Source organism: Leifsonia sp. RCC_180 (assembly GCF_058138205.1).
This window is the reverse complement of the sequence record NZ_CP200340.1, coordinates 2,491,840-2,517,877: the sequence shown is the minus strand read 5'-3', so window position 1 is coordinate 2,517,877 and position 26,038 is coordinate 2,491,840. Positions and strand designations below refer to the sequence as shown.

Annotated in this window: 28 protein-coding genes; 22 read left to right on the top strand and 6 right to left on the bottom strand. The window is 70.4% G+C overall.

All coding sequences use genetic code 11. From position 1 onward, the window contains the following. Window positions 1-25 precede the first annotated feature (25 nt). Together AB7E03_RS12400 and AB7E03_RS12395 are read left to right on the top strand one after the other, a co-directional pair. Complete coding sequence (locus AB7E03_RS12400; protein WP_489941704.1) at window positions 26-955, top strand: aldo/keto reductase; 930 nt, start codon at window positions 26-28, stop codon at window positions 953-955. 95 nt (window positions 956-1,050) lie between these two features. Further along, complete coding sequence (locus AB7E03_RS12395; protein WP_489941703.1) at window positions 1,051-2,253, top strand: GDSL-type esterase/lipase family protein; 1,203 nt, start codon at window positions 1,051-1,053, stop codon at window positions 2,251-2,253. A gap of 36 nt (window positions 2,254-2,289) precedes the next feature. Here the strand turns inward: AB7E03_RS12395 and AB7E03_RS12390 are convergent, their stop codons facing one another. Continuing rightward, window positions 2,290-3,198: a 5'-3' exonuclease gene (locus AB7E03_RS12390; protein WP_489942908.1), complete on the bottom strand. Its 909-nt coding sequence runs from the start codon at window positions 3,196-3,198 to the stop codon at window positions 2,290-2,292. Window positions 3,199-3,307: 109 nt separating this feature from the next. On the opposite strand from AB7E03_RS12390, the gene AB7E03_RS12385 reads away from it, so the two are divergent. From AB7E03_RS12385 to AB7E03_RS12370, 4 genes are all read left to right on the top strand, one after another. After that, window positions 3,308-3,712 (top strand): NUDIX hydrolase, encoded by a 405-nt coding sequence (locus AB7E03_RS12385; protein ID WP_489941702.1) that lies wholly within the window; start codon window positions 3,308-3,310, stop codon window positions 3,710-3,712. A 101-nt stretch (window positions 3,713-3,813) separates the two neighbouring features. Further along, window positions 3,814-5,028: an alpha/beta hydrolase family protein gene (locus tag AB7E03_RS12380; protein WP_489941701.1), complete on the top strand. Its 1,215-nt coding sequence runs from the start codon at window positions 3,814-3,816 to the stop codon at window positions 5,026-5,028. A 41-nt stretch (window positions 5,029-5,069) separates the two neighbouring features. Beyond that, entirely contained in the window at window positions 5,070-5,435 is a 366-nt protein-coding gene (locus tag AB7E03_RS12375) for a VOC family protein (RefSeq protein ID WP_489941700.1), read from the top strand. Between the two features lies 1 nt (window position 5,436). Beyond that, complete coding sequence (locus AB7E03_RS12370) at window positions 5,437-6,288, top strand: SDR family oxidoreductase (RefSeq protein WP_489941699.1); 852 nt, start codon at window positions 5,437-5,439, stop codon at window positions 6,286-6,288. 108 nt (window positions 6,289-6,396) lie between these two features. On the opposite strand, the gene AB7E03_RS12365 is transcribed toward AB7E03_RS12370, so the two are convergent. The 3 genes from AB7E03_RS12365 to AB7E03_RS12355 are packed head-to-tail and all read right to left on the bottom strand — an operon-like array spanning window position 6,397 to window position 10,594. Next, window positions 6,397-8,085, bottom strand: coding sequence for a phospholipase C (locus AB7E03_RS12365; protein WP_489941698.1), 1,689 nt, complete (start codon window positions 8,083-8,085; stop codon window positions 6,397-6,399). A gap of 59 nt (window positions 8,086-8,144) precedes the next feature. Then, window positions 8,145-9,380 (bottom strand): iron uptake transporter deferrochelatase/peroxidase subunit, encoded by a 1,236-nt coding sequence (efeB, locus tag AB7E03_RS12360; RefSeq protein ID WP_489941697.1) that lies wholly within the window; start codon window positions 9,378-9,380, stop codon window positions 8,145-8,147. Then, a complete protein-coding gene (locus AB7E03_RS12355) occupies window positions 9,377-10,594 on the bottom strand; it encodes an EfeM/EfeO family lipoprotein (RefSeq protein WP_489941696.1) in 1,218 nt (405 codons plus the stop codon). Before AB7E03_RS12355 ends, efeB begins: the two co-directional genes overlap by 4 nt. Window positions 10,595-10,821: 227 nt before the next feature. Here AB7E03_RS12355 and AB7E03_RS12350 point away from each other — a divergent pair, with 227 nt between their 5' ends. Next, window positions 10,822-11,040 (top strand): hypothetical protein, encoded by a 219-nt coding sequence (locus tag AB7E03_RS12350; RefSeq protein ID WP_489941695.1) that lies wholly within the window; start codon window positions 10,822-10,824, stop codon window positions 11,038-11,040. 3 nt (window positions 11,041-11,043) lie between these two features. Here AB7E03_RS12350 and AB7E03_RS12345 read toward each other — a convergent pair whose 3' ends face one another. Both AB7E03_RS12345 and AB7E03_RS12340 read right to left on the bottom strand, forming a co-directional pair. Then, entirely contained in the window at window positions 11,044-11,691 is a 648-nt protein-coding gene (locus AB7E03_RS12345) for a response regulator (RefSeq protein ID WP_489941694.1), read from the bottom strand. Window positions 11,692-11,707: 16 nt separating this feature from the next. After that, a complete protein-coding gene (locus AB7E03_RS12340) occupies window positions 11,708-11,962 on the bottom strand; it encodes a hypothetical protein (protein ID WP_489941693.1) in 255 nt (84 codons plus the stop codon). A 40-nt stretch (window positions 11,963-12,002) separates the two neighbouring features. Here AB7E03_RS12340 and AB7E03_RS12335 point away from each other — a divergent pair, with 40 nt between their 5' ends. The 15 genes from AB7E03_RS12335 (at window position 12,003) to AB7E03_RS12265 (ending at window position 26,031) form a co-directional block, all read left to right on the top strand. Continuing rightward, a complete protein-coding gene (locus AB7E03_RS12335) occupies window positions 12,003-14,972 on the top strand; it encodes a PAS domain-containing sensor histidine kinase (protein ID WP_489941692.1) in 2,970 nt (989 codons plus the stop codon). Window positions 14,973-15,128: 156 nt separating this feature from the next. Next, window positions 15,129-15,434, top strand: a complete 306-nt coding sequence (locus tag AB7E03_RS12330; RefSeq protein WP_441784064.1) for a hypothetical protein — start codon at window positions 15,129-15,131, stop codon at window positions 15,432-15,434. 61 nt (window positions 15,435-15,495) lie between these two features. Further along, entirely contained in the window at window positions 15,496-15,945 is a 450-nt protein-coding gene (locus AB7E03_RS12325) for a hypothetical protein (RefSeq protein WP_489941691.1), read from the top strand. Beyond that, the gene (locus AB7E03_RS12320) at window positions 15,942-17,174 is read left to right on the top strand and encodes an NRAMP family divalent metal transporter (RefSeq protein WP_489941690.1); all 1,233 of its coding nucleotides are present in this window, start codon (window positions 15,942-15,944) and stop codon (window positions 17,172-17,174) included. Before AB7E03_RS12325 ends, AB7E03_RS12320 begins: the two co-directional genes overlap by 4 nt. Then, window positions 17,171-17,575, top strand: coding sequence for a hypothetical protein (locus AB7E03_RS12315; RefSeq protein ID WP_489941689.1), 405 nt, complete (start codon window positions 17,171-17,173; stop codon window positions 17,573-17,575). The genes AB7E03_RS12320 and AB7E03_RS12315 overlap by 4 nt, the downstream gene beginning before the upstream one ends. Beyond that, window positions 17,562-17,906 carry a PRC-barrel domain-containing protein gene (locus AB7E03_RS12310; RefSeq protein WP_489941688.1) on the top strand — a complete coding sequence of 115 codons (345 nt, stop codon included), beginning with the start codon at window positions 17,562-17,564 and terminating at the stop codon, window positions 17,904-17,906. Before AB7E03_RS12315 ends, AB7E03_RS12310 begins: the two co-directional genes overlap by 14 nt. A 72-nt stretch (window positions 17,907-17,978) precedes the next feature. Beyond that, on the top strand, window positions 17,979-18,473 hold the full coding sequence (locus tag AB7E03_RS12305; RefSeq protein ID WP_489941687.1) for a DUF4383 domain-containing protein: 495 nt from the start codon (window positions 17,979-17,981) through the stop codon (window positions 18,471-18,473). A gap of 8 nt (window positions 18,474-18,481) precedes the next feature. Then, window positions 18,482-19,741, top strand: a complete 1,260-nt coding sequence (locus AB7E03_RS12300; protein WP_489941686.1) for a cytochrome P450 — start codon at window positions 18,482-18,484, stop codon at window positions 19,739-19,741. Beyond that, window positions 19,738-20,718, top strand: a complete 981-nt coding sequence (locus AB7E03_RS12295) for a glycosyltransferase family 2 protein (protein WP_489941685.1) — start codon at window positions 19,738-19,740, stop codon at window positions 20,716-20,718. Before AB7E03_RS12300 ends, AB7E03_RS12295 begins: the two co-directional genes overlap by 4 nt. A gap of 31 nt (window positions 20,719-20,749) precedes the next feature. After that, window positions 20,750-21,787, top strand: a complete 1,038-nt coding sequence (locus AB7E03_RS12290; RefSeq protein WP_489941684.1) for an iron-containing redox enzyme family protein — start codon at window positions 20,750-20,752, stop codon at window positions 21,785-21,787. After that, window positions 21,784-21,990, top strand: a complete 207-nt coding sequence (locus AB7E03_RS12285) for a CDGSH iron-sulfur domain-containing protein (RefSeq protein WP_489941683.1) — start codon at window positions 21,784-21,786, stop codon at window positions 21,988-21,990. The genes AB7E03_RS12290 and AB7E03_RS12285 overlap by 4 nt, the downstream gene beginning before the upstream one ends. Window positions 21,991-22,155: 165 nt before the next feature. Then, window positions 22,156-22,635 carry a CinA family protein gene (locus AB7E03_RS12280; protein WP_489941682.1) on the top strand — a complete coding sequence of 160 codons (480 nt, stop codon included), beginning with the start codon at window positions 22,156-22,158 and terminating at the stop codon, window positions 22,633-22,635. Next, entirely contained in the window at window positions 22,632-23,138 is a 507-nt protein-coding gene (locus AB7E03_RS12275; RefSeq protein ID WP_489941681.1) for a DUF6328 family protein, read from the top strand. Before AB7E03_RS12280 ends, AB7E03_RS12275 begins: the two co-directional genes overlap by 4 nt. Window positions 23,139-23,200: 62 nt before the next feature. Beyond that, window positions 23,201-25,573 (top strand): molybdopterin oxidoreductase family protein, encoded by a 2,373-nt coding sequence (locus AB7E03_RS12270; RefSeq protein WP_489941680.1) that lies wholly within the window; start codon window positions 23,201-23,203, stop codon window positions 25,571-25,573. Continuing rightward, a complete protein-coding gene (locus tag AB7E03_RS12265; RefSeq protein ID WP_489941679.1) occupies window positions 25,570-26,031 on the top strand; it encodes a hypothetical protein in 462 nt (153 codons plus the stop codon). The genes AB7E03_RS12270 and AB7E03_RS12265 overlap by 4 nt, the downstream gene beginning before the upstream one ends. Window positions 26,032-26,038 lie beyond the last annotated feature (7 nt).

Sequence of the window (26,038 nt, the reverse complement as noted above, 5' to 3'; positions counted from 1 at the left end):
GTTGACGAGGGGTTAGATGGAAGGCATGAAGACGTTCACTTTCCCCCGCACCGACATCTCCGCGTCGAACATCATCCTCGGGCTGATGCGCATCTCGTCGCTCGACGACGAACAGATCCGCACCCTCGTCCACACCGCACGCGACGAGGGCATCACCATGTTCGACCACGCCGACATCTACGGCACCGAACGTCACGGGTGCGAACGCCGCTTCGGCGACGCCGGTGCCATCCCTGCTTCGGAGCGCGACCAGGTCGTCATCCAGTCGAAGGTCGGCATCCGCGAGGGCTACTTCGACTTCTCGCGCGAGCACATCCTGCGATCGGTGGATGAATCCCTCGCCGCCCTGCGGACCGACTACCTCGACATCCTGCTGCTCCACCGCCCGGACACCCTGATCGAGCCGGACGACGTCGCGCTCGCCTTCGACGAGCTCCAGAGCGCCGGAAAGGTGCGCGCGTTCGGCGTCTCGAATCAGACGCCCGGCCAGATCGAGCTGCTCCAGCGCTCCCTCTCGCAGCCCCTCGTCGCCAACCAGGTGCAGCTGAGCATCACGCACGCGCCGATCATCGCGCAGGGTGTAGCCGCCAACATGGCAGGACTCGACCAGTCGATCTCCCGTGACAACGGCATCCTCGACTACGCCCGCCTGCACGACATCGTGCTGCAGGCGTGGTCGCCGTTCCAGAAGGGCTTCTTCGACGGCGTCTTCCTCGACGACCGGGAGAACTTCGCCGACCTCAACGATGTGCTCGACGAGCTGGCCCAGAAGTACGGCGTGACGCCGACCGGGATCGCGGTCGCCTGGATCACCCGCCACCCCGCCAACATGCAGGTGGTGCTCGGAACGACCAACGCCCAGCGCGTGCGCGACTCGGCGGCCGGCTCCGACATCCCGCTCACCCGTGAGGAGTGGTACCGCCTGTTCACCGCGGCAGGGCACACGCTGCCGTAACGCGCACGGCCCCGTCGCCCCGGAGGAGTGGCGTCAGCGAACAGAACGTACCGCCCGATTGGGAGACGCGCCGAACGGCGGGTTACGGTCGAGAGGTGGACGACGAACGGCTGTCGCTGCCCCTCCGGGTGGCGACACGCGCGCGACTCGCGCGCGTGACTACGGTTCACGCTGGGCTGGCGCGGCCCCTGGGCGGCCGCCAGGCCCACGTCGCCGGCCGCCTGCCGAATCGCGTGCTGTTGATCGGCTCCGGGCCGGTCATCGGCTGGGGCGTCGGCAGCCACGACCTGGCGCTCCCTGGCGCCATCGCGCGGGCGCTCGCCGCCTGCACCGGACACGGAGTGGTCGTCGATGTGGTGCCGCGGGCGTCCGTCGGCGTCCGGAGGCTGAGGCGGATGCTCGCCGCGGCCGACCCTGCGCGGTACGACGCGATCGTGCTCAGCGGTGCGGTCTCGGACGCGCTCCGGCTGGCGGAGCCGCAGGCGTGGAAGCAGCAGCTTCGGCGGCTCCTGCAGGACGCGCGGTCGGATGGCGCCCGCGTGGCGGTGTGGATCAGCGCACAGCCGGTCAGTTCCATCCCGGGCTTCGACTCCGCCGCCGGGCGCGTCGCCGAGAGGCACGCCGATCAGCTCAATGCGATCGCGCAGGATGTGTGCCACGAGACGGGCGCGCTGTTCGCACCCCTCGGCGCCCCTCACCAGAGAGACGCGCAGAGGCACCGCTCACCCGACGACTATTTGGTCTGGGGCCGTCAGATCGTGGATGTGCTCGGCCCTGCACTGCAGGAGCGGTCGCCGGAGCGACGGGCGCCGAGCAGCCAGGGGGAGAAGCGCGTCGCCGCCATCGAGCGGCTCAAGCTGAGCCGGCGCGGGGGTGACTCTCGACTCGACGGCATCGTCGGCACGGCCAAGCGGACCCTGGGGACGGAGATCGCTATGTTCACCGTGCTGGACGACGTGCGGCAGTGGCCCCTCTCGTCGACGGGGTCCGTGTTCGCCGAGATCCCGATCGAGCAATCGGCATGCATCCACACCATCCAGAGTCCCGATGGGATGGTCGTGCCGGACGCAGAGGACGACGAGCGCTTCGCGGGCAACGCGCTCCTCAACGGACCCGGTGGACTGCGGTACTACGCCGGGTACCCGGTCGAGGCACCGGACGGGACACGGATCGGGGCGCTCTGCGTGTTCGGCCGCACTCCCCGGGAACGCTCCGACGGCGAAGCGGACCTCGACGTACTCCGCGAGCTGGCCCTGCTGGCGCAGCGCGAGTTGTGGCGCTGGGATCCCGGCACCTAAGCCGGTTCCTTCTCGGAGCCCGGCCGCGGTCGGCGCTCAGCCCTCGAGCGCGGTGAGCAGCCGATCGAGCGAGCCGCCCAGCCCCCACCGCTCCGAAAGCACCCGCAGCGCCGCCCGTCCCGCATCGCTCGGTGGCGTCACCCGCGCATCCACCTCGGGCAGCGGGAGGTCGCGAACGACCTCCACCACCCGCGGCGCCACCGCCAGATAGTCGGTCGCGGCCGCGAAGCGCGCTCGCGCTGCCGGCTTTATGCCGCTCCCGGAATCTTCTGCCGCGGCGATGATGCCGGCCAGGTCACCGTAGTCCGCGAGCAGCGCTGCGGCGGTCTTCTCGCCGATGCCCGCGACGCCCGGCAGGCCGTCGGAGGTGTCGCCGCGCATCGCTGCGAAGTCGGCGTACTGGTCGGCGCGGACGCCGTATTTGCCCTGTACCACGTCGCCGGTCAGCACTTCCAGATTGCTCATGCCGCGAGCGGTATAGATGACCCGGACGCCGTGCGCATCGTCCACCAGCTGAAACAGATCGCGGTCGCCGGTCACCACATCCACGGGGCCGGGAGTGCGCGTGGCGAGGGTTCCGATCACGTCGTCCGCCTCGTGCTCGGCCGCTCCCACGATCGGAATGCCCACCGCATCCAGCACCTCGCGGATGATCGGGACCTGGACGACCAGGGCGGCCGGCGTCTCCTCCACGTCGACACCTCCGGGCACGGCTTTCGCCACCCGGTGCGCCTTGTAGCTCGGGATGAGTTCCACCCGCCAGCCTGGGCGCCAGTCGTTGTCCCAGCACGCGATCAGGGCGCTCGGCCGGTAGTCCGTGACGAGCTTCGCGATGATGTCCAGGAAGCCGCGTACCGCGTTCACCGGAGTGCCATCTGGCGCCTTCACCGTGTCGGGCACTCCGTAGAAGGCGCGGAAGTAGAGGGAAGCACTGTCGAGGAGCATCGTCGGGCCGGTCACGCTCCGATCCTGGCAGACGGAGGCTCGTGCGGGAACGGTCGCCGTGACGGGCCGCCGGGCCGCCGCTCGGTGACGCTCCCGCTAGCGTGGACGGGTGATCCCCGCTCCCCTGATCGTGTCCGCCGTCGCCCTCGTGCGCGACCGCACCGTGCTCATGGTGACGGCGCGCGACCGCGACGTGTACTACATGCCGGGCGGCAAGGTGGATCCCGGGGAGACCAGTGCGCAGGCCGCCGCCCGCGAGGCCTTCGAAGAGGTGTCGCTCCGCCTCTCGCCCGACGACCTGGAGGAACTGTTCGAAGTGCGCACCCAGGCGCACGGCGAGCCCGACGGCCGGCAGGTGCACATGCGCGTGTTCCGGGCGTGGACCGACGACGAGCCGGTCGCGTCGAACGAGGTGGGCGCCATCCACTGGACGACGAGCGGGGATGCGGATCGCTGCCCGCCGGCCGGCGTCGAGGTGCTGCGGCGGCTGGTCGAGCTGGGGCTCATCGACTGACGAGCGATAGACGAGCGGCTGCCGAGCGCGGCGAACGGACCGCATCGCCTACCCCGCATGAGGGATGGCGGCCGCCCGCCGTCACCGGCCAGGCTGGGGTCATGGCGCGTTCGCACGAATTCCGGTTCTCCGGCGATCCCGACTTCGACTTCGAAATCCGCACCACCATCGGCCAGGCGTTCAGCGGCGCCGCCGACATCGGGGAGGTGCTGGCCGCCGTCCACGGCATCCGCGAGAAGGACCACGACGGGTGGTTTCGCGCGTGGCTCGGCCTCGGCGACCGCGTCCTGGCTCAAGCCGATACCTCGGCCGAGGCAGGCCACCGGGTGAGTGCGGCGAGCGCTTACCTGCGCGCCGCGTCGTACTACGCGACGGCGGTCAACGCGGTGGCGTCGCTGGCCTCGGAGGATGAGCTGCTGCCGACGTTCCGCAAGCACCGAGCCGCCTGGGATCGCTGGGTGGATCTGGTCGACCTGGAGATCGCGCGGGTCGACATCCCCTACGAAGACACCACCCTGCCCGGTTACCTGTTCCGTGCACCCGGTGCGGCGGCCGGCGCCCGTCCGCTGCTCATCGTCGCCAACGGGAGTGACGGTGCGCTCACCGGGCTGTGGTCGTCCGCCGTCTCCGGCGCCCTGCGGCGTGGCTATGACGCGCTCGTCTTCGACGGGCCGGGCCAGCAGTCGATGCTGTTCGAGCGGAACGTGCCGTTCCGCCCCGACTGGGAGGCGGTGCTCACCCCGGTTCTCGACTTCGCCCTCGCCCAGCCGGGAGTGGATGCCGAGCGCGTCGCCGTCTACGGCATCAGCCAGGCGGGCTACTGGGTGCCGCGGGCCCTCGCGTTCGAGCACCGGTTCGCCGCCGCGATCGCCGACCCCGGCGTCGTGGATGTGTCCACCTCGTGGACCGAGCATCTCCCGGCGAACATGCGAAAGCTCCTCGACGAGGGGCAGGACGAGAAGTTCGACCGTGACATGCAGCTGGGGATGAAGTTCTCGCACGACCTTGCAAACACCTGGCGCTTCCGTGCACGCCCGTACGGCACGACCGGCTACGCCGACACGATGCGCGCGGTGCTGCAGTACTCGGTGAAGGATGTCGCGGCGCAGATCACCACCCCGCTGCTGATCACCGACCCCGAGCACGAGCAGTTCTGGCCGGGCCAGTCGGAGCAGCTGGTGGCCCTGACCTCCTCCGTGTCGACGCTGGTCCGCTTCACTGCGGCGGAGGGCGCCGACTTCCACGTCCAGCCGCTGGCGCGGGCCCTGACCGAGCAGCGGATGTTCGACTGGCTGGACGAGCGCCTCGGTCGCTGACCGCTCTTGCCGGTGTCGGTGGTGTGGGGTTGGATTCTGTCATGCAGATCAGACGCCAGATCGTCGTGTTCGACACTCCTGACCTGGAGCGCGAGTCGTCCTTCTGGGCGGCGCTGATGGGAGGCGAGGTGCGCGGCGACGAGGACGATTGGCGTTCCGTCTACGTCGACGGCGAGCCACGACTCGGCTTCCAGCTGGCGCCGAATCACGAGCGCCCGGACTGGCCGGACGGCGCGCAGCAGCAGCTGCACCTCGACCTCTACGTCGACGACATCCGCGAGGCGCACGAGCACGCCGTCTCTGTGGGCGCGACGCTGCTGCGACCGGCCGACGATCTGGATGCCGCCGACGGCTTCCAGGTCTACGAGGACCCGTCGGGTCATCCCTTCTGCCTGTGCTGGGGCTGACGTGACCGAGGCAGAGCCCGCACTCGCCCTCACCGGTGTGACCGGCGCGGTCGGCCGGAGGACGGCGGACGCCCTCGCCGACGCCGGTGTTCCGTTCCGCATGCTCGCGCGCTCACCCGAGCGTGCGCCGCGCTACCCAGGTTCGTCGGTGGTCGCGGCGTCCTACGGCGACAGGGATGCGGCGCTCGCGGCACTCGACGGAGTCGAGACGCTCCTGATGGTGTCCGCCGCGGAGAACGCCGAGCGGCTGAGCCAGCACCTCGCGTTCGTGGAGGCCGCCGCGGAAGCCGACGTCCAGCACATCGTCTACACCTCGTTCTTCGGGGCGGCTCCGGATGCGGCATTCACGCTGGCGCGCGACCACTACGCGACCGAGCAGCGCATCCGCTCGTCCGGCATGCGGTTCACCCTCCTCCGCGACAACCTGTACCTCGACTTCGCCGAGCAGCTGGTGGGCGAGGACGGCGTCATCCGCGGTCCGGCGGGCGATGGCCGGGCGGCGATGGTCGCGCGCGCCGATGTCGCACACGTGGCGGCCGAGGTGCTGCAGCATCCGGAAGCCCACATCGATGCGACATACGACCTGACCGGCCCGGAGGAGCTCACCCTGGCCGAGGTGGCAGAGAAACTGAGCGCGCACACCCGCCGCCCGGTCTCCTACCACGATGAGACCATCCCGGAGGCGTACGAGTCGCGTGCGAAGTGGAACGCCCCCGACTGGCAGGTCGATGCCTGGGTGTCGACGTACACCGCGATCGCGTCCGGGGAGCTCGCCGGCGTCAGCGAAGACGTCGAGCGCATCACAGGCCGGCGTCCGCTCTCGCTCGACGAGCTGCTGCGCGACCACGATTAGCCAGGCGACCGCCGACACGACGACCGCTGACTCGACGACCGCTGACACGACGACCGCTGACACGACGAAGGGCGGCCCGCACACTGCGGACCGCCCCTCGCGGTGACGTTACGGCTGCGTCGACCAGCCGCCGCGCGGCGGCGTCGGCCAGTGCGGCTTCGTCGAGACGACCGAGCTGACGGCGCCGGTCGCCGGGTCGAGCAGCACCTGACGCTGCTGCGGGTGCCGCCAGTCGAACATCCCGCCGAGCGATCCGGCACGGCTGTCGAAGGAGGCGTCGCCGATGCGGCCGGTCAGCCAGTTGCTCTCGATGAAGCGCAGCACGCTGGTCTGCTCGACCGGGGTGTGGTCGACGCGGTTCTGCGCGGCCCAGGGCGAGATGACCAGCATCGGGAGACGCTGGCTGGGCCCGCAGCGGTCGGCGTAGCCGCCTGCCGCGTGCTTCACGGTCGTGCACACAGTCGAGTCGACCGCGGGGTCGTTCGAGCCGTTCGCGATCTTCGGCGCGACGTGGTCGTACCAGCCGTCGGAGTCGTCGTACGCGACGACGACCGCCGTGCTCGACCAGCTGTCCGACTTCTGGATGGCGTTGATCTCGTTCACGAGGAACTTCTGCTCATCGATCGGGTTGGAGTAGCCGGCGTGGCCGTCCTGCGCCTCCGGTGCCTTCAGGAACGAGACGGCAGGCAGGTTGTCGCCCTTGAGCGCCGCGTCGAACGAGGTCAGGTCGTACTGGTGGTTCGCCTGGTCCGTGTGCCCGACCGCCTTCACCGAGGTCGGCGGCAGGTGGTGCGGGTTGGACGTCGACTTGTAGTACTGGAACGGCGAGTGGTGCGGCGAGTAGTCCTTCGGCGTCGCGCCCGCGATGTTGGCCGTGACGGCGTCGCACTTGGCGTACGAGCCGGCCTGCCCGTTCCAGGCAGTGGTCGGCGTGAAGCCGCCCTGGAACCATCCCCAGGTCACGCCACGCGCGTTCAGCAGGTCGCCGACATTGCGGCCGGACATTCCGACGACGGCGGAGGCCGCCGTGTGGTCGTTGTCGGAGCAGTCGTCGTAGGCCGGGTCGGGGTCGCCGATCACCGTGCCGACGCCCTGGGCGTTCGCCGACTGAACCGCGGTGGAGGTGGTGAGCACGGCTCCGGTTTTCGGGTCGTACGCGGTGCCGCCGTGCGTCTGACCGGAGATGAGGTTCAGCGCGCCGGGCGTGGACGGACCGAACACCGTGTCCCAGCTGTTGTCGCTCATGGCGTAGTTCTGCGCGTAGTTCCACAGGCCGGTGACGGTGTTGCCGTCGTAGTAGTCCATGACGAGCCCCGGAGCGCCGTACGCGCCCGTACACGTGTCGGTCTCGGTCTTCTGGACGAACTGGTCCATCTTGCCGCCGTCGACGGCGGCCTGCTCCGCCGCGTAGCTGTGGTTCTGGTCGCAGGTCACCGCCTGGGCAGAGCTGAGACGCTTGGGTGCATACAGGTTGGGGTTGTTCGTCAGTGTGCCGGACGAGGCGAGGGTGTTCGCGCGGGGCGTGTTCGCGGCCGCGGTGAACGTGGTCCCGTCGGTGTTCGCCGCCTTCGGGTAGGTGCCGAAGTAGTGGTCGAACGAGACGTTCTCGTCGAAGATGACGACGAGGTGCTTGATCGGGGTGAGGGTGTGATCGGAGTGGTCGGCGTGCGAACCGCCGGGCGAGGCGACCGCGGGCGCACCCGCGAGGATTCCGGCGCCCGCGAGAGCTGCCGCGCCGGCGAGCGCGACGCCCGCGAGGGCGATCGGGGAGCGGCGCAGACGTGAGGGTCTGAACACGATTCCTTCTTCCTGTTTTTCATGTGCCCGGCACGGTCGTGACGGGTGGCCTCCGCTGGTCAGGCGAGCATCGTGCGCCCGAGCCAGTCGGAGGAGTCGCGCGCCCCGGGGAGGGCGAAGTAGTAGCCGCCGCCGAAGGGCTGGATGTAGTCGGCGAGCGGTTCGCCGGCGAGGCGTTTCTGCACGGTGACGAACTGCCGGTCGAGGTCCTGGTTGAAGGCCACGAAGATCAGGCCCATGTCGAGGTTGCCGTTGGCGTCGAGCCCACCGTCGTAGTTGTAGGCGCGGCGCAGCATCCGCTGACCGTCGGTGTCGTGGGTGCGCGGGTTGGCCAGCCGGATGTGCGCGTCCAGCTGGATGACATCGCCGGTGGGATCGTTCTCGAAGTGCGGGTCGTCGAACTCGGCGGATGCGGTGAGCGGCGCTCCGCTGTCGCGGCGGCGGCCGATCATGTTCTCCTGCTCGTGGAGGTTCACGCGGTCCCAGAACTCCACCAACATCCGGATGACCCGGACGACGTGGTAGCTGCCTCCGGCCACCCAGTCCGGCTCAACGCCGCCGGCTTTGGTCCACACCAGGCGCGACATCTCCGCTGCATCCCCGATGTCGGGGTTGCTGGTGCCGTCCTTGAATCCCATCAGGTTGCGCGGTGTTCCGCTCGGGCGGGGCGGCGAGACGAAGCCGTCCTGGCGCCAGCGCACCTGCATGGCTCCGCGCGTCGCCCTCGCGATCTCGCGGACGGCGTGCGTGACGGCGTCCCGGTCGGCGGCGCACACCTGCAGCAGTAGGTCGCCGTCACTGACCTCGCGCCGTAGCGCGTCGTCGGGGAACTCGTCCATCGTCCGCAGTCGGGCGGGCTTCACGCCGGCGAGTCCGAACCGCCCGTCGAAGAGGGATGCGCCCGCCGACAGGGTGACGGTGAGGGAGTCGGGCACGACCGTCGGCCCGAGCACGCCGGAGTCGCGGGGCGGAGCGGTGATTCCCGGATCCGGCGGCGTGCCGCCTGTCGTGAGGAAGCGCGCTCGCTCGGTGACGGTCTTCAGCAGGTCGGCGAGCTCGGCCCTCGTCGTCGCGGTGACGTCCAGCGCGACGAAAGACGACTCCCGCTGTGGCGGGGTGAGGATGCCGTGCTGGTGTGACCCGTGGAAGGGGACGGCGGCGGCGTGGGCCGGGCTACTACCCGTAGTCGTCGTCGCGGATGCGGGAGGCACCGCCGACAGGGCGCCGGCGGCGGCTGCGCCGGCAGCGGTCGTTGCGGTCGCCTGCAGGAAGCGCCGTCGTCCGATCGCGGTCATGAGTCCCTCCGGGGGTCGCAGATGGCGGCGACGGGAGCCAGCAGTTCCGCCGCCTGGCCGAGGGCCGCATCCACTCGCTCCCGGGATGGGCGATCGAGGGCGTCTAGCGGTGTCCACCTGCCGTCGGCTGAGCGGTACGACTCGACGAGTGCCCGCGCGTCGGCAAGCGCCTGCTGGGTATCCGCGAGGCGGTCGTACCGTCCGGTGAGCACAGTTGCCAGCGGGGCGAGCGCTTCGCCGGCCCCGGTCAGCTGGGCGTCCACGGTCGCCAGGGACGTTCCGGACCCGGCGTCGGTCGCTCCGGTCAGGGTGTCCTGAATGGCGTCTTCCACGATCTCGTGCGCGCGGAGTGCGATGTCGCCCGGGTCCAGCTGCGCGTCGGCGAACTGTGTCTGGAGGCGATCGACGAGCGACCCGAGGTCTCGAGCGGACACGGCCACAGCCGGCGCAGGCGCTCCCTGCCAGAGCTGCGACTCGACCAGGTGGAAGCCGGTCAGCCCGCGGTGCGGCAGCCCGTCGAGCTGATCGCCGAGCTCGCCGAAGGCGTCGTATGCCGCGCCGAGCGTCTCATAGGTGAAGTGGGCGGTCAGCCAGTCCCGTTTGGCCGCCGGTAAGTCGCCCTCCTCGGCGTCGGCCGCCACCGCGGCGACCTGCGCGCGGAGCGCGGGCAGACGTGACGACACCCAGCCGGTGTACGCCTTCGCGACCGGGATGAGGTCGGTCCGGGTGACGGGTACGACGCCAGGTGTGAGCCGCGAGCCGGGTGGTGCCGTGCCTACCGCGACGGTGGGACCACGCACAGGGTCGATGTCGGCGGCCAGGCAGACGAATCGGTAGCGGCCCGCTCCGAGGGTGATCCGGGCGGCGGCGTGGGCTCCGGCGCCGAGGCTCTCCAGGTCGAGATACACACGTTTGCTGTCCACCGACTGGAGATACACCTCCATGCCGCCCACTGTGGTGTTCGTCACGGTGAAGGTCTGGTCGCCGCCGGCGACGTGCGCCGTGCCGCTTTCGCCGGTAGCGCCGCCGGTACTGGTGGCCGCGTCGCCGCCCCACCCTCGCCCGCAGTCGTCCAGCCCCGCCGTCACCTCGAAGGCCGAGGGTGCCGCGGCCGAGACCGCCATCGGCCGCAGCACGATGGTGAGGACCGCGGCGATCACGACGAGCGCACCCAGTGCCGCGAAGAGCGCGGTCAGGCGGGCGCGAGTCGACATCGGCGGATGGCTCCAGTGGGGGTCGGATGCCGGCGACGACCGGCGTCAGCGATCCTAGAAGCGCCCGCGGAGCCGTGGAGGCCGCTTCACGCGGTGTTCACGTCGTCGTCACCCGGGCGCCCTCGAACGGGGGACAGCGGCAGTGCGCGCGCGTTCGGGAGACGAATAGGGCTCTCTAGGCATCTGGCCTAACAAGCGCATGATGGGACCGAGGGAAAGGGGGATGGATGCGTGAATCGACGTGTCCGCAGTGCCGTGGCGCCGCGCGTCTCATCGCCAACCCCTACTACGGTGCAGGCCTCGCCGTGCACCGCGATCTGCTCGTCTGCGAGGACTGCGGGTTCTCGGGCTTCGCCGAGAATGCCCTCGCGGAGAGCGAGGAAGCCGTCACCTCGCCCTACGAGAGCGCCCTGCGGCGGATTCTGCGGCGGCTCGCCGGCCGCTGACGATCAGCGGATCCGCACGCGGCCCTGCTGCCACATCCGTGCGGCGGTGACGCGCGGGTTCGCCTGCTCGTCCGCATCCACGCCGAGTGCTGTGTAAAGGCGGGCCAGCATGGTCTCGACCGCGCGCACGCTGGTTCCGCGCTCGGCGGCGATGCGGCGAGTGGATGCGCCGGAAGCGACGAGTCTCAGCACCTCGGCCTGCGCCCGGGTGACCGTGCGGACGTCGCCGTCCGGCTCTGCAGCCTGGTGCTCGCCGCCCACGATCGCGGCGTCGACGGCCGCGACGAGTACGTCCACATCCTTCACCTGCGACTTCACGAGGTACACGACGGAGGGCGGGAGGGTGTCGTCGCCGACGGCAAGCTCCGGCGAGAGGTGCGAAGTGAGCACCACGAGCCCGACCCAGGGCAGTTCCCGGTGGACGCGCCACAGCAGCTCGGCCCCCGAGTCACCCCCGCCGAAGTCGAGGTCTGTGACGATCGCGTTGGGTTCGATCTCGACGATGGCGTCCCACGCCTCGGCGGCGCTGACGGCCTGCGTCGCCTCTATGCCCGTCGAGCGCAGGGCGGAGGCGACCATGGATGCCGTGAAGACGTCGTCGTCGGCCACCACGGCGCGCAGGGTCCGGGCTCGCGTGGAAGTGTCGGTCATCGTTTTGGCTCCTGCCCTAAGTCACCGTCCCGGAGCTGGACGCCACGAGCGTCTCCGGCCGGGCCGGAGCACCGCTCCTCCCCAGTATCGGCTGGGCGCGGTCGTCGCTCCGGCGGCGGACGGCCTCATCGTTTTCGCTGAGCGAACGTCGGACCCGGGCCTCCGGGGGCGCGACGAGGCCCCGATCGGTGTCGCCTGCGCTCAGTGCGGTCCCGATGAGCGGGCCCTCGTCGACGATGACGAGGCCCTGGTCCGGGGTTTCCGTGCCCATGGCGGTCAGTGTAGGCCGATCTCCGCCTACAATCCCTCCCATGCCCCACCCGACCGGTCCGCGCCCGTCGCTGACGACCCCCGAGGACGCCCTGCGCCTCAACGGACTGGACGCCCTGTTCCACGGTCATCCGGACGGCGTCTGCGTGGTCGACGTCTCCGGCACCTTCGTCGAGTGCAACAGCGCGCTCGCCGCCCTGACCGGGTACCCGGTCGAGGAACTGACAGGGATGACGTTCTCGCGGCTGCTGCATCCGGCCTACATCGACTACACGCTCGCCCGTTTCGGGGAGGCGCTCGCTGGCGACAACCGGCGGTACGTGACGCGCATCATCACCCAGGAGGGGCAGACGCGTTCGCTGGATGTGACGATCATCCCGTTGCGCGGCAGCGACGACGAAGTGGCCGCGGTGCTGGCCATCGCGCGCGACATCGGTGACGTCGAGCGGTCGGCCGCGGCGGCGGCCGGCAACGAGGCCCTGGTGCGGATGGCGGCGCGCATCGCCGGGTTCGCCGGCTGGGTCGTCGACGTGGCCACCGGCGAGATCGTCTGGAGCGAGGGCCTCTTCCGTCTGCTCGGGATGGAGCCGGGCCGCGTGCCCGTTGACGCGGAGGCACTGGCGCTCTTCCAGCCGGAGGACCGGCGCGCCGTGCGGGCCGCGTTCCAGCGCACGGTGAACTACGGCGACCCGCTCGACCTGCACGCGACGATCGTGGATGCCTCCGGCCGGCTGCTGCACGCGCACCTCGTCGGCGAGCCGGAGCGCAACGAGAACGGTGACATCGTGCGCATCAATGGCGCCTTCCACGACGTCAGCGCGCTGGTGCGGCACCGCGAGGAGCAGCGCGCGATGGCCCGGCTGCTGCGCAGTTCCCTCGACCAGGTGCACGACGCGATCGGCTTCGTCGACCGCTCCTGGCGGCTGACGTTCGCGAACTCGTGGGCGCTGCAACTGGTGGGACTGGACGAGGCGCGGCTGCGGGACCGCACGATGTGGGAGCTGTTCCCGACGGCGCTCGGCAGTCCGTTCGAGAAGATCTACCGCGACGCCATGGAGGAGGGGACGGCCGGGAGCGCACGCGCCTTCTCGCCGGAGTGGGGTTCGTGGTTCGAGGTGGATGCGCATCCCACCGAGGAAGGCATCGCGATCATCGTGCGCGACGTCACCGAAGACCAGGAGGCGCGGCGCAAGCTGGAGCAGTACACGCGCCGCGTCGCATCGCAGGCCGCACTGCTGGACGCCGCGCGCGACGCGATCCTCGTCCGCGACCTCTCCGGTGTCATCCGCTACTGGAACCGCGGCGCGGAGACGATCTACGGCGTCTCGGCGGCGGACGCCGTCGGCCGGTCCGTCCGCGACCTGCTGTACGAGGACCCGACGGAGTTCGACCGGGCGACCACGGCACTGCTGCGGGACGGCTTCTGGGTGGGCGAGCTGCGCCAGCGGCGTGCCGACGGCTCGGTCCTCCTCGCGGACTGCCGGTGGCAGTTGTCCCACAGCGAGGACGGGGAGGTGACCGTGTTCGCCGTGAACTCGGACATCACGGAGCACCGCAGGCAGGAGGAGCAGCGGATCCGGGCCCAGCGCCTCGAGAGCCTCGGCACCCTGGCCGGCGGGATCGCGCACGACCTCAACAACGTGATGACGCCCATCCTCATGTCGGTGCAGCTGCTTCGCCGGGAGGAGGAGGACGCCCGCCGCCGCGACACACTCGACGCTCTGGATGCTGCGGCCCAGCGGGGCGCCGCGATGATCCGCCAGGTGCTCTCCTTCGCCCGGGGAACGGAAGGCCGTAAGGAGCTTGTCGACCTGACCGGGCTGCTCTGGGAACTCGAGCGGTTCTGCCGCGAGACGCTGCCCCGACACATCGAGTTCCGAGTGGAGGCGCCCGAAGGGATGCCGCCGGTCCTGGGCGACGGAACAGAGCTGTTCCAGGTGCTCGTCAACCTGATCACGAACGCCCGCGACGCGATGCCCGGCGGCGGGGTGCTGACCCTCCGAGCCGCTGTCAGCGACGAGACGGTCTGGCTGGAGGTCCAGGACACCGGGTCGGGGATGGATGACGCGACCCGCGCGCGCATCCTGGAGCCCTTCTTCACCACGAAGGAGACCGGAACCGGGCTGGGCCTGCCGACGTCCGCCGCCATCGTCACCGCGCACGGTGGAGAGCTCAAGGTGGACACCTCGCCGGGCGAAGGGACGACGATCGGATTCGCGTTGCCGACGGCGAGGCTCGGCTTCGAAGCTCCTGCCATCGTCGACGGGCCGGCGCCGCGGCCGGGCGACGGCCGGCGCATCCTGGTGGTGGACGACGAAGCAGCGATCTGCGAGCTGGTGCGGCAGACGCTCGACCACCACGGGTTCGTCACCGAGGTGGCCCAGGGGAGGGAGGCGCTGGAGCTGATCGCTGCGGGCCGGCGGTTCGACGCTGTGCTGACCGACATCATGATGCCCGGGGTGTCCGGCGACGTGATCGCCCGGCGAGTGGCCGAGGAGCAGCCGCATGCGGCGGTCGTGCTGATGAGCGGGCTTCTGCCCGGGCCGGCGGCGAGAGCCGCGATCGAACGCGACGGAGCGCACTTCCTGGCCAAGCCGTTCACCCCGGCGACTCTGCTCTCGACCCTCGACGCCGCTTTGGAGCAGCGCAGCGACCACGACGCGGCCCCTCGAGCGGATGAGGTGCTGAACTCCCTGCTGGAGCCGGCGCTTCGGGAGGCGGCGGAGGCGCTGGCGGCCGGTGCTCCGTCCGACGCCGAGCGGGATCGGCTGCAGCGACTGCTCGCGGCCGCGGCGGAGGCGTCGCAACTCGCGCTCGGCGACCGGGCGCGCGATCCGCGCATCCATCGCATCGTCGGGGCGGCAGCGTCGTCGGCGATGGCGCTGTCCTTCGGCGCGGATGCGGTGCCCGCGGAGGATGTCCGGCGGCGGCTCCTGGACGGAGTGGCCCTCCTCACGGCGGGATCCCGGCCACCCGAAGACCGGGATCCCACCGACGAGGTGTCGCGCTGACGCCGCCGTGGACCGGGGGGACGAGGCGGCGTCGAGCACGCGACGACTTGATCTTCGGCGCGTTGCGATGGTCGTGCAACATCGCAGGACGACGGTTGTACGTTGCGCGAACAAAAAAGTAGCGCGGAGAGCGCTCTCCTGTGCGAAGCTTCAGACATGAAGGAATCTCACGCTGTTGAACTGACGGAGCCGGCGTCCGTTCACGGGCCGGGGCGCGCCCCGGCCGGGATGCCCCTCACCATCCGCCTCGGGGAGCGCGAATTCGCCGCCCTGGTCCGGATCGCCCGTTCGCGGGACACGACCGCCGCCACCCTCGTCGAACAACTCGTCCTGCACGCACTGAGCAAGGCGGAAGTGCCCCCGCCGGCGGACTCACACCCCGCCCGACGGCACACCACCTACGAAGAGGCGACGGCGGGCTTCCGCCAGGACGAGCCCGTGAGGACGCCGCCCGACATGTGAACCGTCGAGGAGGAGTGCCCGGGTCCTGGCACCGCTTCACAGCGGGCGTACAGTCCTGGGCGTGATCCATCGACATCTCGTTGCCGGGGTGTCGGCGCTGATCGTGATCGGCGCCCTCTCCGGCTGTTCAGCGGACAGCGCAGCGCGAGGCAGCCTGTCCCAGTCGGCCGGTACCGCGGCCTCGGCGGCGCGCTCCGCCGGACTCGCCCTCGGTCTCGATGAAGACGACCACCTGCTGCCGACGGTCCTCGACACGGGCCTTTCCGATTCCGCCGACCGTCTGGGGCAGGAAGCGCAGGCCGTCGCGACCATGACCGCGATCGGCGGCATCGGCGCCAGCCGTGACAGCGTGCTCGCCGACATCCGTGCCGCCCAGGACGCCGTCGCATCCGCCCAGCGCGCGGTCGCAGCCGGACGCGACTCGGGGCATGTCCTCGACCGGCAGCGGCGCGAACTCGATCGCCTGGCGAAGGACCTCGACGCGGCCTCCAAGCGGCTGGAGCGCGGATGAAGGCGATCTTCGCGGTCGCGCTCGGCGTCCTCACGGCGATCGGCGGTTTCGTCGACATCGGCGACCTCGTCACGAGCAGTGTGGTGGGTTCCCGGTTCGGGATGACGCTCAGCTGGGTGCTCCTGGTGGGCGTCATCGGAATCTGCATCTTCGCGCAGATGTCTGGGCGCGTGGCCGCCGTGAGCGGACGCGCGACGTTCGAGATCATCCGCGAACGGCTGGGCGCACGGATGGCTCTCGCCAACCTGTCCGCCTCGTTCCTGATCAACCTCCTGACCCTGGCCGCCGAGGTCGGAGGCATCGCGCTCTCGCTGCAGCTCGCCTCCAGCATCTCGCCGGCCCTGTGGTTCCCTGTGGCGGCGTTCGCGGTCTGGATCGTCGTCTGGCGGGTGAAGTTCTCGATCCTCGAGAACGTCACGGGCCTGCTCGGCCTCGCCCTGGTGGTGTTCGCCGTCGCGCTCTTCGCGCTCCACCCCGACTGGGCGTCGCTCGGTTCCCAGGTGCTCCTTCAGCCCTCCCCGCACACCGACGAGTCGCCGGCGACCTACTGGTACTACGCCGTCGCCCTGTTCGGCGCCGCGATGACTCCCTACGAAGTGTTCTTCTTCTCCTCCGGGGCGATCGAGGAGAAGTGGAAGACGAAAGACCTCGCACAGTCCCGGCTCAACGTGCTGGTCGGCTTCCCCCTCGGGGGCCTGCTGTCCCTGTCGATCGCCGCGTGCGCCGCGGTCGTCCTGCTACCGAAGGGCATCGCGGTGGATTCGCTGTTCGAGACGGCACTGCCGGTGGCGCAGGCGCTGGGCAAGATCGGGCTCATCGTCGCCATCCTGGGCTTCGTCGCCGCGACGTTCGGCGCAGCGCTCGAGGTGACGCTGTCGAGCGGGTACACGCTCGCGCAGTTCTTCGGCTGGCCGTGGGGCAAGTTCCGGCGGCCGGCGGCGGCGTCGCGGTTCCACGCGGCCATGATCCTGTCGCTGGTGGTCGCCCTCGGCATCCTCTTCACCGGGGTCGACCCGGTCCAGGTCACGGAGTTCTCCGTCGTGTTCTCGGCGATCGCCCTGCCGCTGACCTACTTGCCGGTCCTCATCATCGCCAACGACCCGAAATACATGGGCGACAAGGTCAACGGCAAGGCGACGAACTTCTTCGGGCTGATCTATCTGGGCATCATCCTGGTGGCGTCGATCGCCGCCATCCCTCTCATGATCGTGACGGGAGCCGGAGCATGACGAAACAGCGCGACCTTCCCTCGCCGCCGCGGGTCGCCGGCCGGGTCATCGACGCCGGGCTCGACCTCCTCGACCGGCAGCTCCTCGACCCGGACGGCGTACCGGTCAGCACGGTCGACGACTTGGAACTGAGCACACCGGACGACCTCGGGCGCCTCGACGCCGAGCACCCGCCGGTCGTCACGGCGCTGCTCACCGGGCCCATCCTGCTGACTCGGGTGTTCGGCGGCCGCCTGCCGGACTCCCGCTTCATCCGCATCCCCTGGAAGGTCGTCTCCGATGTCGGGATCGTCGTCACCGTCGGTGTGGCGGCCGACTCGCTGGACGCCAGCTGGACCGAGAGGTGGATGCGCGAGCACGTGATCGGCCGCATCCCGGGAGGCCGCCATGATCCTGAGTGACCTGCTCGGAAACACTGTGCTCACGGCGGAGGGCGAACGCGTCGGCGAGGTGGTGGATGCGCGCCTCGCGCTCGACGGACCGCCCGACGGCATGCTCGCGGCGGCGCGGCTGTACGGGCTGGTGGTCAGCCCGCACTCGCACAGCTCCTTCGCGGGGTACGAGCGGAGCGGGGTGGACGCCCCGGCGCTGGTCGCACGCTTCCTCCGCTGGCGGGGCCGGGGCTCCGTCCTGGTGCTGTGGCCGGACCTCGCCTCGATCGGGGATCACGTCCTGCAGCTGCGCCCCGGTGCGACCCTCTACTCGCCGCTGCTGAAGGAGTCGGGCGAATGAGAGCCGCGATGTCAAGGGCTCCTGAAGACGGCCTGCCGCTGGTTGCCTGATTCGGTAACGAAAGGAGTCATCATGACGACCGCTGATCCTTCCGACCGGGCATTCGCCGACCGCGATGACCGTCGCTACGCAGGCACCGCCGTCCAGAAGGCCGCACTGATCGCGGGGATCGTGTTCCTCGTGGTCGGTCTCGCGGGCTTCATCCCCGGGTTGACCACCAACTACGGCGACATGTCGTTCGCCGGGCACGATTCCATGGCACTGCTGCTGGGCGTGTTCCAGGTCTCGGTCCTGCACAACCTCGTCCACCTCCTCTACGGCGTCGCCGGAATCGCGTTCGCGCGCTCGCGGATGGGCTCGCGCAACTACCTGGTGATCGGCGGCGTGGTGTACGCGGTGATCTGGCTGTACGGGCTGTTCTTCAGCGGCGACCACCCGGCGAACTTCGTCCCGCTGAACAGCGCTGACAACTGGCTGCACCTCTTCCTCGCAGTGGCCATGATCGCCCTCGGCATTTTCCTGAGCCCGCGCGGCGCGGGCGTCGACCGGCCCGCCACAAGGGTCTGAGGCGGCGGATGGGTGACAGCAGCCTGAGGTTCGTGCGCGACGGTTACCTGTTCGGGACGCGCGGCTTCCGCGCCGCCGGCAGCGACCGGTTCCGCACGCGCCTCCTCGGCCGGTCGGTCCTGGTGATCCGGGGAGCGGACGCGGCGCGCTTCTTCTACGAGGGCGGCCGGTTCTCGCGCGCGGGTGCGATGCCACGTTCGGTGCTGAAGGTGCTGCAGGACGTGGGAAGCGTCCAGTCGCTGGAGGGGGATGCGCACCGCCGGCGCAAGGAGTTGTTCATCGGCCTGCTGAGCGGGCCGTCGGGCGAGGCGTTGGTGGACCGCTTCCGCGACGAGGTCCGGCGAGCGGTGGCCGACAGCGGTAGCGCAGAGGTCGTGATGCTCGACCTCTTCCACGACGTCCTCACCCGCGCCGTCACCACCTGGGCCGGGCTCCCCGAGTCGGTCTCCGCCGATCTGCGGCGAAGCGGAGTGCTGGCCGAGATGGTGGAGGCAGCGGGCATGGTCGGCCCCGGGAATTGGGCTGTTCGGTGGAGGCGGTCGGCGGCCGAGCGGATGCTCGCCGAGACGGTCGCGCGGGAGAGGGCGACGCCGCGGGCGCCGGACGGTTCCGCGCTCGCCGTGGTGGCCGCGTACACGGAGCCGGACGGGTCGGCGCCATCGGGGTCATCGGACGAGGCGCCGCTTCCGCCGGGGGTCGCCGCGGTCGAACTCCTGAACCTCCTGCGTCCGACTGTCGCGATCGGCCGGTTCCTCACCTTCGCCGCTCTCGCACTGCACCGCCATCCCGGCTGGCGCGACGACCTCGCGGCGGGCGACGACATCGGCGTGCGCTGGTTCGCCCAGGAGGTTCGGCGGTTCTACCCGTTCTTTCCCCTCATCGGCGGACGTGCGACGCGCGACCTGGAGTGGCAGGGCGAGCGGGTTCGCACCGGCGACTGGGTCTTGCTCGACCTGTATGGCACGACCCACGATCCGGCGATCTGGGAGCAGCCGGACCGCTTCCTGCCCCAGCGCTTCGACGGCCTCGTCGTTGAGCCCAACACGCTCATCCCGCAGGGCGGCGGCAGCATGCACGCGGACCACCGTTGCCCGGGTGAGCCGGTGACGATCGACCTGCTCGAGGAGGGCATCCGGATGCTGACGCGCGAGCTGCAGTACGAGGTCCCGGAGCAGGATCTCCGCGTGAGCCTCCGCACCTTCCCGGCCCGCCCGGAGAGCGGGTTCGTCGTGAGAGGTCTCCGCGAGACCCAGCGGGCCGTGGCGTGACGGTCGACGCCGAGTACGTCCTTCCCCTGCGGTGGACGGACGACGCCGGCCTGGATGAACTGGTCGCCTACCTGACGGACCTGCGCGACCTCATCGACGTGACGGTCGTCGACGGCTCGTCGCCGGAACGCTTCGCCGCGCATGCGCGCGCGATTCCGGCCGGCGTCCGGCACCTCTCCCTCGATCCGTGGCCAGGGCACAACGGCAAGGTGGCGGGCGTGATGACGGGGCTTCGCGGGGCGCGTCACGATCGTGTCGTGATCGCCGACGACGACGTGCGCTACGACGAGGGGGCGCTCCGGGCGGTGGTCGGGATGCTCGAGTCGGCCGACCTGGTGCGACCGCAGAACGTGTTCGTCCCGGCACCCTGGCATGCGCGCTGGGACACGGGACGCACCCTCCTCAATCGCGCGCTCGGCCACGACTACCCGGGCACGCTCGCGCTGCGGCGGCGGATAGTCATCGACGCGGGCGGGTACGACGGCGACGTCCTGTTCGAGAACCTGGAACTCATCCGCACGGTGCGCGCCGCGGGCGGCCGGGTCGTCGCGGCCGACCGGATCGGCGTGGTGCGCCGGCCGCCGGAGGTGCGCCACTTCCTCCGGCAGCGCGTGCGGCAGGCCTACGACGACTTCGCGCAGCCGGCGAGGCTGCTGACCGAATTGGCCGTGCTGCCGCTGGTGCTGCTCTCCGTCCGCCGGCCGCGCCGGTTGCTGGCGGGCATCGCCGCGGTGGTCGCCCTGGCCGAGTTGGGGCGGCGGCGGGCGGGCGGTCGGCGCCTCTTTCCGGCGACCGCGGCGCTGTGGGCGCCGCTCTGGCTCGCCGAGCGCGCCGTCTGCGTGTGGCTGGCGCTCGCATCCCGGCTCCGCGGTGGCGTCCGGTACTCCGATGGCCGGTTACGGCGGGCGGCGACCCCCCTCCGCGAGCTGCGTCGCCGCCGTGCAGAGCACGCAAGCCGCGCGGGGGCAACCACTTGACCGGCGGCCCTCCCGCCGGTTCTCTCGGGGTATGACACCACGCATCACCCCGCGGGGGCCGGTGAGCGAGGCGCTGCTCGACGCGCTGCGAACCGCACCCTCCGCCGCTTCGGACGACGTCGTCCGATTCTCCGACAACGCCGGCGCCGCGCTGGACGCCCAGCCGGACCTCCTCACCGATGACGACCTCCAGCTCACCCTGCTGCTGCTCTACGGGCTCCACTATGGCGGCACCGTCGACGCCGACGACGAATGGGAGTGGAATCCCGAGCTGCTGCGCGTCCGCCGGACCATCGAGCGCGAGTTCGAGCGGCAGCTGCGGGCACGCGTCCCGGTCGGCGACCTCCCCGAGCCGAACGCGGACGCCGTCGCCGCGTACCTGTTCGACCTGACGTCGGAGGACTCCGGCCCCAGCCTCTCCCGCTACCTCGCCAAGAAGGCCACCGAGGAGCAGGCCGTGGAGTTCGTCATCCAGCGCTCCATCTACACCCGCAAAGAGGCCGACCCGCATTCGTGGGCCATCCCGCGACTCACCGGACGGGCGAAGGCCGCTCTGGTCGAGGTGCAGGCGGACGAGTACGGCGGCGGGCGGCCCGAGCGCATCCACGCGGAGATCTTCGGCCGGACCATGCGCAACCTGGGGCTCCAGGATGCCTACGGCGCCTACATCGACAACGTGCCCGCGATCACTCTCGCGTCGTTCACGATGATGTCGATGTTCGGGCTCAACCGGTCGCTTCGAGGTGCCATCACCGGTCACCTGGCGGCGTTCGAGATGACCTCGTCCATCCCGAACCGCTTCTACGGCAACGGTTTCCGGCGTCTCGGCCACGACGACGACGTCACCTGGTACTACGACGAGCACGTCGAAGCGGATGCGGTGCACGAGCAGATCGCCGGCCGTGACCTCGCCGGAGGCCTGGCGGAGCAGCATCCCGAACTCCTGCCCGACATCGTCTTCGGCGCCGCGGCCTGCCTCTACGTCGACGGCCTCGCCGCCCAGCACATGCTGGAGAGCTTCGAGGCCGGCAGGAGTTCGCTCCGCCAGCCTTTGGCGGTGCCCGCATGAGCGCGCACGAGGAGGAGCCCGTCATCGTCGCCTGTCCCGACGGGCCGTTGCTCGTCCGGGGCCACATCGACCTGACGACACCCGACGGGACCCCGATCGAGCAGCACCGGCGTACGGTCGCGCTGTGCCGGTGCGGGGTCTCCACGATCAAGCCGTTCTGCGACGGCAGCCACAAAGCGGTGCACTTCCGCACCGACACGTGACCGAACCGACACCTGACCGAACGAGAAGGAGTGAAAATGTCCGACCAGCGGAACACAGAGGATGACCGTCACGACGACGACACGAAGGCGGAGCAGCAGATCATCGACAAGCCCTCGCAGGCGGAAGGCGACGAGGGCGACAGCGACGCCGGTTAGGGTTCATGCATGACGACGGAGAACATCACCGATCTGGGTGAACGCATCGCCGACCTCGCGTCGTCCGCTGGCATGACCATCGCGGTCGCCGAGTCGCTCACCAGCGGCGCGATCGCCTCGGCGCTGGGTGCTTCGCCCCAGGCCGGCGACTGGTTCGCGGGCGGCGTCGTGGCGTACTCCGAGCACGTCAAGTTCGACCTGCTCGGAGTCACGCCCGGGCCGGTCATCACGGCGGAGTGCGCCGAACAGATGGCGTCCGGTGTCGCGCGGCTGCTGTCGGCGGACATGGTGGCCGCCGTGACGGGCGCGGGCGGACCCGGACCGCAGGAGGGCAAGGATGCGGGCACTGTGTTCCTCGCGCACGGCAGGCCGGACGCCGTGCGGGTGGAGGAGCTCCACCTCGACGGCGACCCGGAGGACGTCGTGAAGGGCACCGTGGATGCGGCCCTCCGCGCGCTCGCCGCAGACCTGGAGGAGGCCCGGCGGTGAGTGAGGGCCAGGATGCCGCCCCCGGCGACGGCCGCAACGAGACCAGGGAGCAGCGCGCAGACCGCAACTGGAACGAGCTGCTGCAGGAGTTCCGTGTCTTCCAGACCGGGACGCAGATCCTCGCGGCCTTCCTGCTGACACTGCCCTTCCAGCAGCGCTTCACGAAGCTGTCGCCGTTCGACCTCGGCGTGTACCTGGTTCTCGTCTTCCTCGCGGTGGTCACCACGCTGCTGGCGCTCGCGCCGGTCGCCCTGCACCGGCTGCTGTTCCGTCAGCGGGCGAAGACCGAACTGGTGGGTCTCGGCAGCAAGATCCTGATCCTGTGCCTTGCGGCGGCATCCCTGCTGTTCACGGGCATCGTGCTCTTCATCGTCGACTTCCTGCTGAACCCGACCGCGGGGATCATCTCGGCGGGCTGCGTCTTCGTGCTGCTGCTGGTGATCTGGGTGGTGCTGCCGTTGGTGATCCGGGCGCAGCGGCGGAGGCACGTCGGGGCATCCTGAAAACGCACGAAGGATGCCGCCAGGGGATTGAATCGCCGCCGCCCTGAGCCGACAGTGGCTGCATGGACCAGCCAACGACGGTGTCCGCAGGAGACCGATCCCGTATTCAGGATGTGTGGGGCCACCGCACCCCCTTCGCACAAGGTGCCCTCTGGCCAGAGCGCGCCGACCTCATGCTCCAGGAGGGCCTCAGCGAGAGCGATGTGGACGCGTGGGTGCGCAGCGCCTGCGTCCTCTGCAGCAACGGCTGCGGCTGCGACATCGCGGTCAAGGACGGGCGGATGGTCGGCATCCGCGGCCGCACCGACGACCCGATCAACCGCGGCCGGCTCGGACCGAAGGGTCTCTACGCCAGCTGGGAGGGGATGCGCGGGCGCGACCGCCTGACGCATCCCCTCATCCGCCGCGACGGCGAGCTGGTGCAGGCGACCTGGGACGAGGCGATGTCCGCGATCGTCCATCGCAGCCGCGCGCTCCTCGACGAGGCCGGGCCGCTGAGTCACGGCTTCTACACGTCCGGTCAGCTCTTCCTCGAGGAGTACTACGCGCTGGGTGTGATCGGGAAGGCCGGCATCGGCACCCCGCACATGGACGGCAACACCCGTCTCTGCACAGCGACCGCCGCATCCTCTCTGAAGGAGACCTTCGGCGCCGACGGGCAGCCGGGATGCTACGACGACATCGACGAGTGTGACGCGATGTTCCTGTGGGGGCACAACCTGGCGGCCACGCAGACCGTCACCTGGGCGCGCGTGCTCGACCGTCTCGCCGGTCCGAATCCGCCGCGGCTGGTCGTCATCGACCCGCGGCGGACAGCGACGGCCGAGCAGGCCGAGGTGCACCTGGCACTGCGCCCCGGAACCAACCTCGCCCTCCTGCTCAGCCTCGAGCGCGAACTGATCCAGAACGGCTGGATCGACGACGACTACGTGTCTGCGCACACGATCGGCCTCGACGAGCTGAAGGGCCAGGCGGAGCAGTGGACGCCCGAGCGCGCCGCCGAGGTGTGCGGCGTGCCAGCGGACGACATCCGCCGGGCCGCCCGCATCTTCGCCGAGTCGCCGCGCGTCCTGTCCACGGTGCTGCAGGGTTTCTACCAGGCGCCGCAAGCCACCGCATCGGCATGTCAGGTGAACAACCTGCACCTCCTGCGCGGGATGATCGGCCGGCCGGGCGCGGGCATCCTCCAGATGAACGGGCAGCCCACCGCGCAGAACAACCGCGAGTGCGGCGCGGACGGCGACCTGCCGGGCTTCCGCAATTGGGAGAACGTGGAGCACGTGAAGCAGCTCGCCGAGCTGTGGGGCGTCGACCCGCTGGTCATCCCGCACTGGGCGCCGCCGACGCACGCAATGCAACTGTTCCGGTACGTGGAACAGGGCTCGATCCCGTTCCTCTGGGTGTCGGCGACGAACCCGGCGGTGTCGTTGCCTCAGCTGCTGCGCATTCGCGAGATCCTGGCAAAGCCGGAGCTCTTCCTCGTCGTGCAGGACCTGTACCTGACCGAGACGGCTCAGCTCGCCGACGTGGTGCTGCCGGCGGCCGGGTGGGGCGAGAAGACGGGCACCTTCACGAACGCGACGCGCACCGTCCACCTCTCCGAGAAGGCGGTGGAGCCGCCCGGGGAGGCGCGGGCCGACCTCGACATCTTCCTCGATTACGCCAAGCGGATGGACTTCCGCCGCTCTGACGGCGCTCCCCTGATCGAGTGGCGGACTCCCGAGGACGTCTACAGGGCCTGGCAGGAATGCTCGCGCGGCCGGCCGTGCGACTACACGGGAATCTCGTACGACGACCTGCGACGCGAGTCGGGCATCCAATGGCCGCGCCGGGAGGGAGAGACGGAGAGCGTGACGCGCCTGTACGCCGACGCGGACTTCCCGTCGCACGCCGACTACTGCGAGAGCTTCGGCCACGACCTCCTCACGGGCGCCACCGTCGGCGAGGAGGCGTTCCGTGCGCTGCGGCCCGACGGCCGGGCTCTCCTCAAGTCGGCCCCGTATTCAGGACCGCACGAGCCGCCGGACGACGAGTTCCCCCTGCAGCTGACCACGGGCCGCAGCGTCTACCACTTCCACACCCGCACGAAGACGGGCCGCAGTCAGGAGCTTACGGATGCAGCCCCGCACGTCTGGGTGGAGCTGGCCGCGTCCGACGCGGAGTCGCGTGGCGTCGCCGACGGCGACCTCGTCGAGGTGGTGTCGCGGCGCGGGCGGCTGGTGGCGCCCGTCCGGATCGGCAAGGCGCGCAGCGGCACGGTGTTCGCGCCCTTCCACTACGGGTACTGGGATGCTCCGCCCGGGGCGGAGGAGCGGCATCCCACCGCGGCCAATGAGCTCACGGCGACCGAGTGGGATCCCGTCTCGAAGCAGCCCGTCTTCAAATCGGCCGCGGTTCAGGTGCGAAAGCTGGATGCGACGGGAGCTGCGTCATGAAGCTCCCGGTCTATCTGGCGCTGCTCGCCGAATCCGAGTCGACGCTCGCCCGTTCGTTCCGGCAGGTGGCCGACGCGCACGGCGACGAGCCGGATGTGCACTTCCTCTGCCTCACGCTCGCGCAGCAGTGCGAGAGCCACCGCGAGAAGCTGGATCCCGTGATCGAGCGGTTCGGCGCCGCGGGGACGGACGATGAGCCGGAGCGGCTGCACGCGGACGCCATCGAGGAGGCGCGCTCCGGTCCGCTCGGACTGCTCCGCGACCTGCAGGACCTCTACCTGCTCGCCAGCCTGACCGACGTCACCTGGACGATGGTGAAGCAGGCGGCCCAGGCGCTGCAGGACGCTCACTTGCTCCAGGTGATCACCGGCTGCGAGCATGAGACGTCGGTTCAGCTGCGCTGGCTGATGACCAGGATGAAGCAGGCCGCACCGCAGGCCCTGATCGCGGCGAGGTGAGCATCCG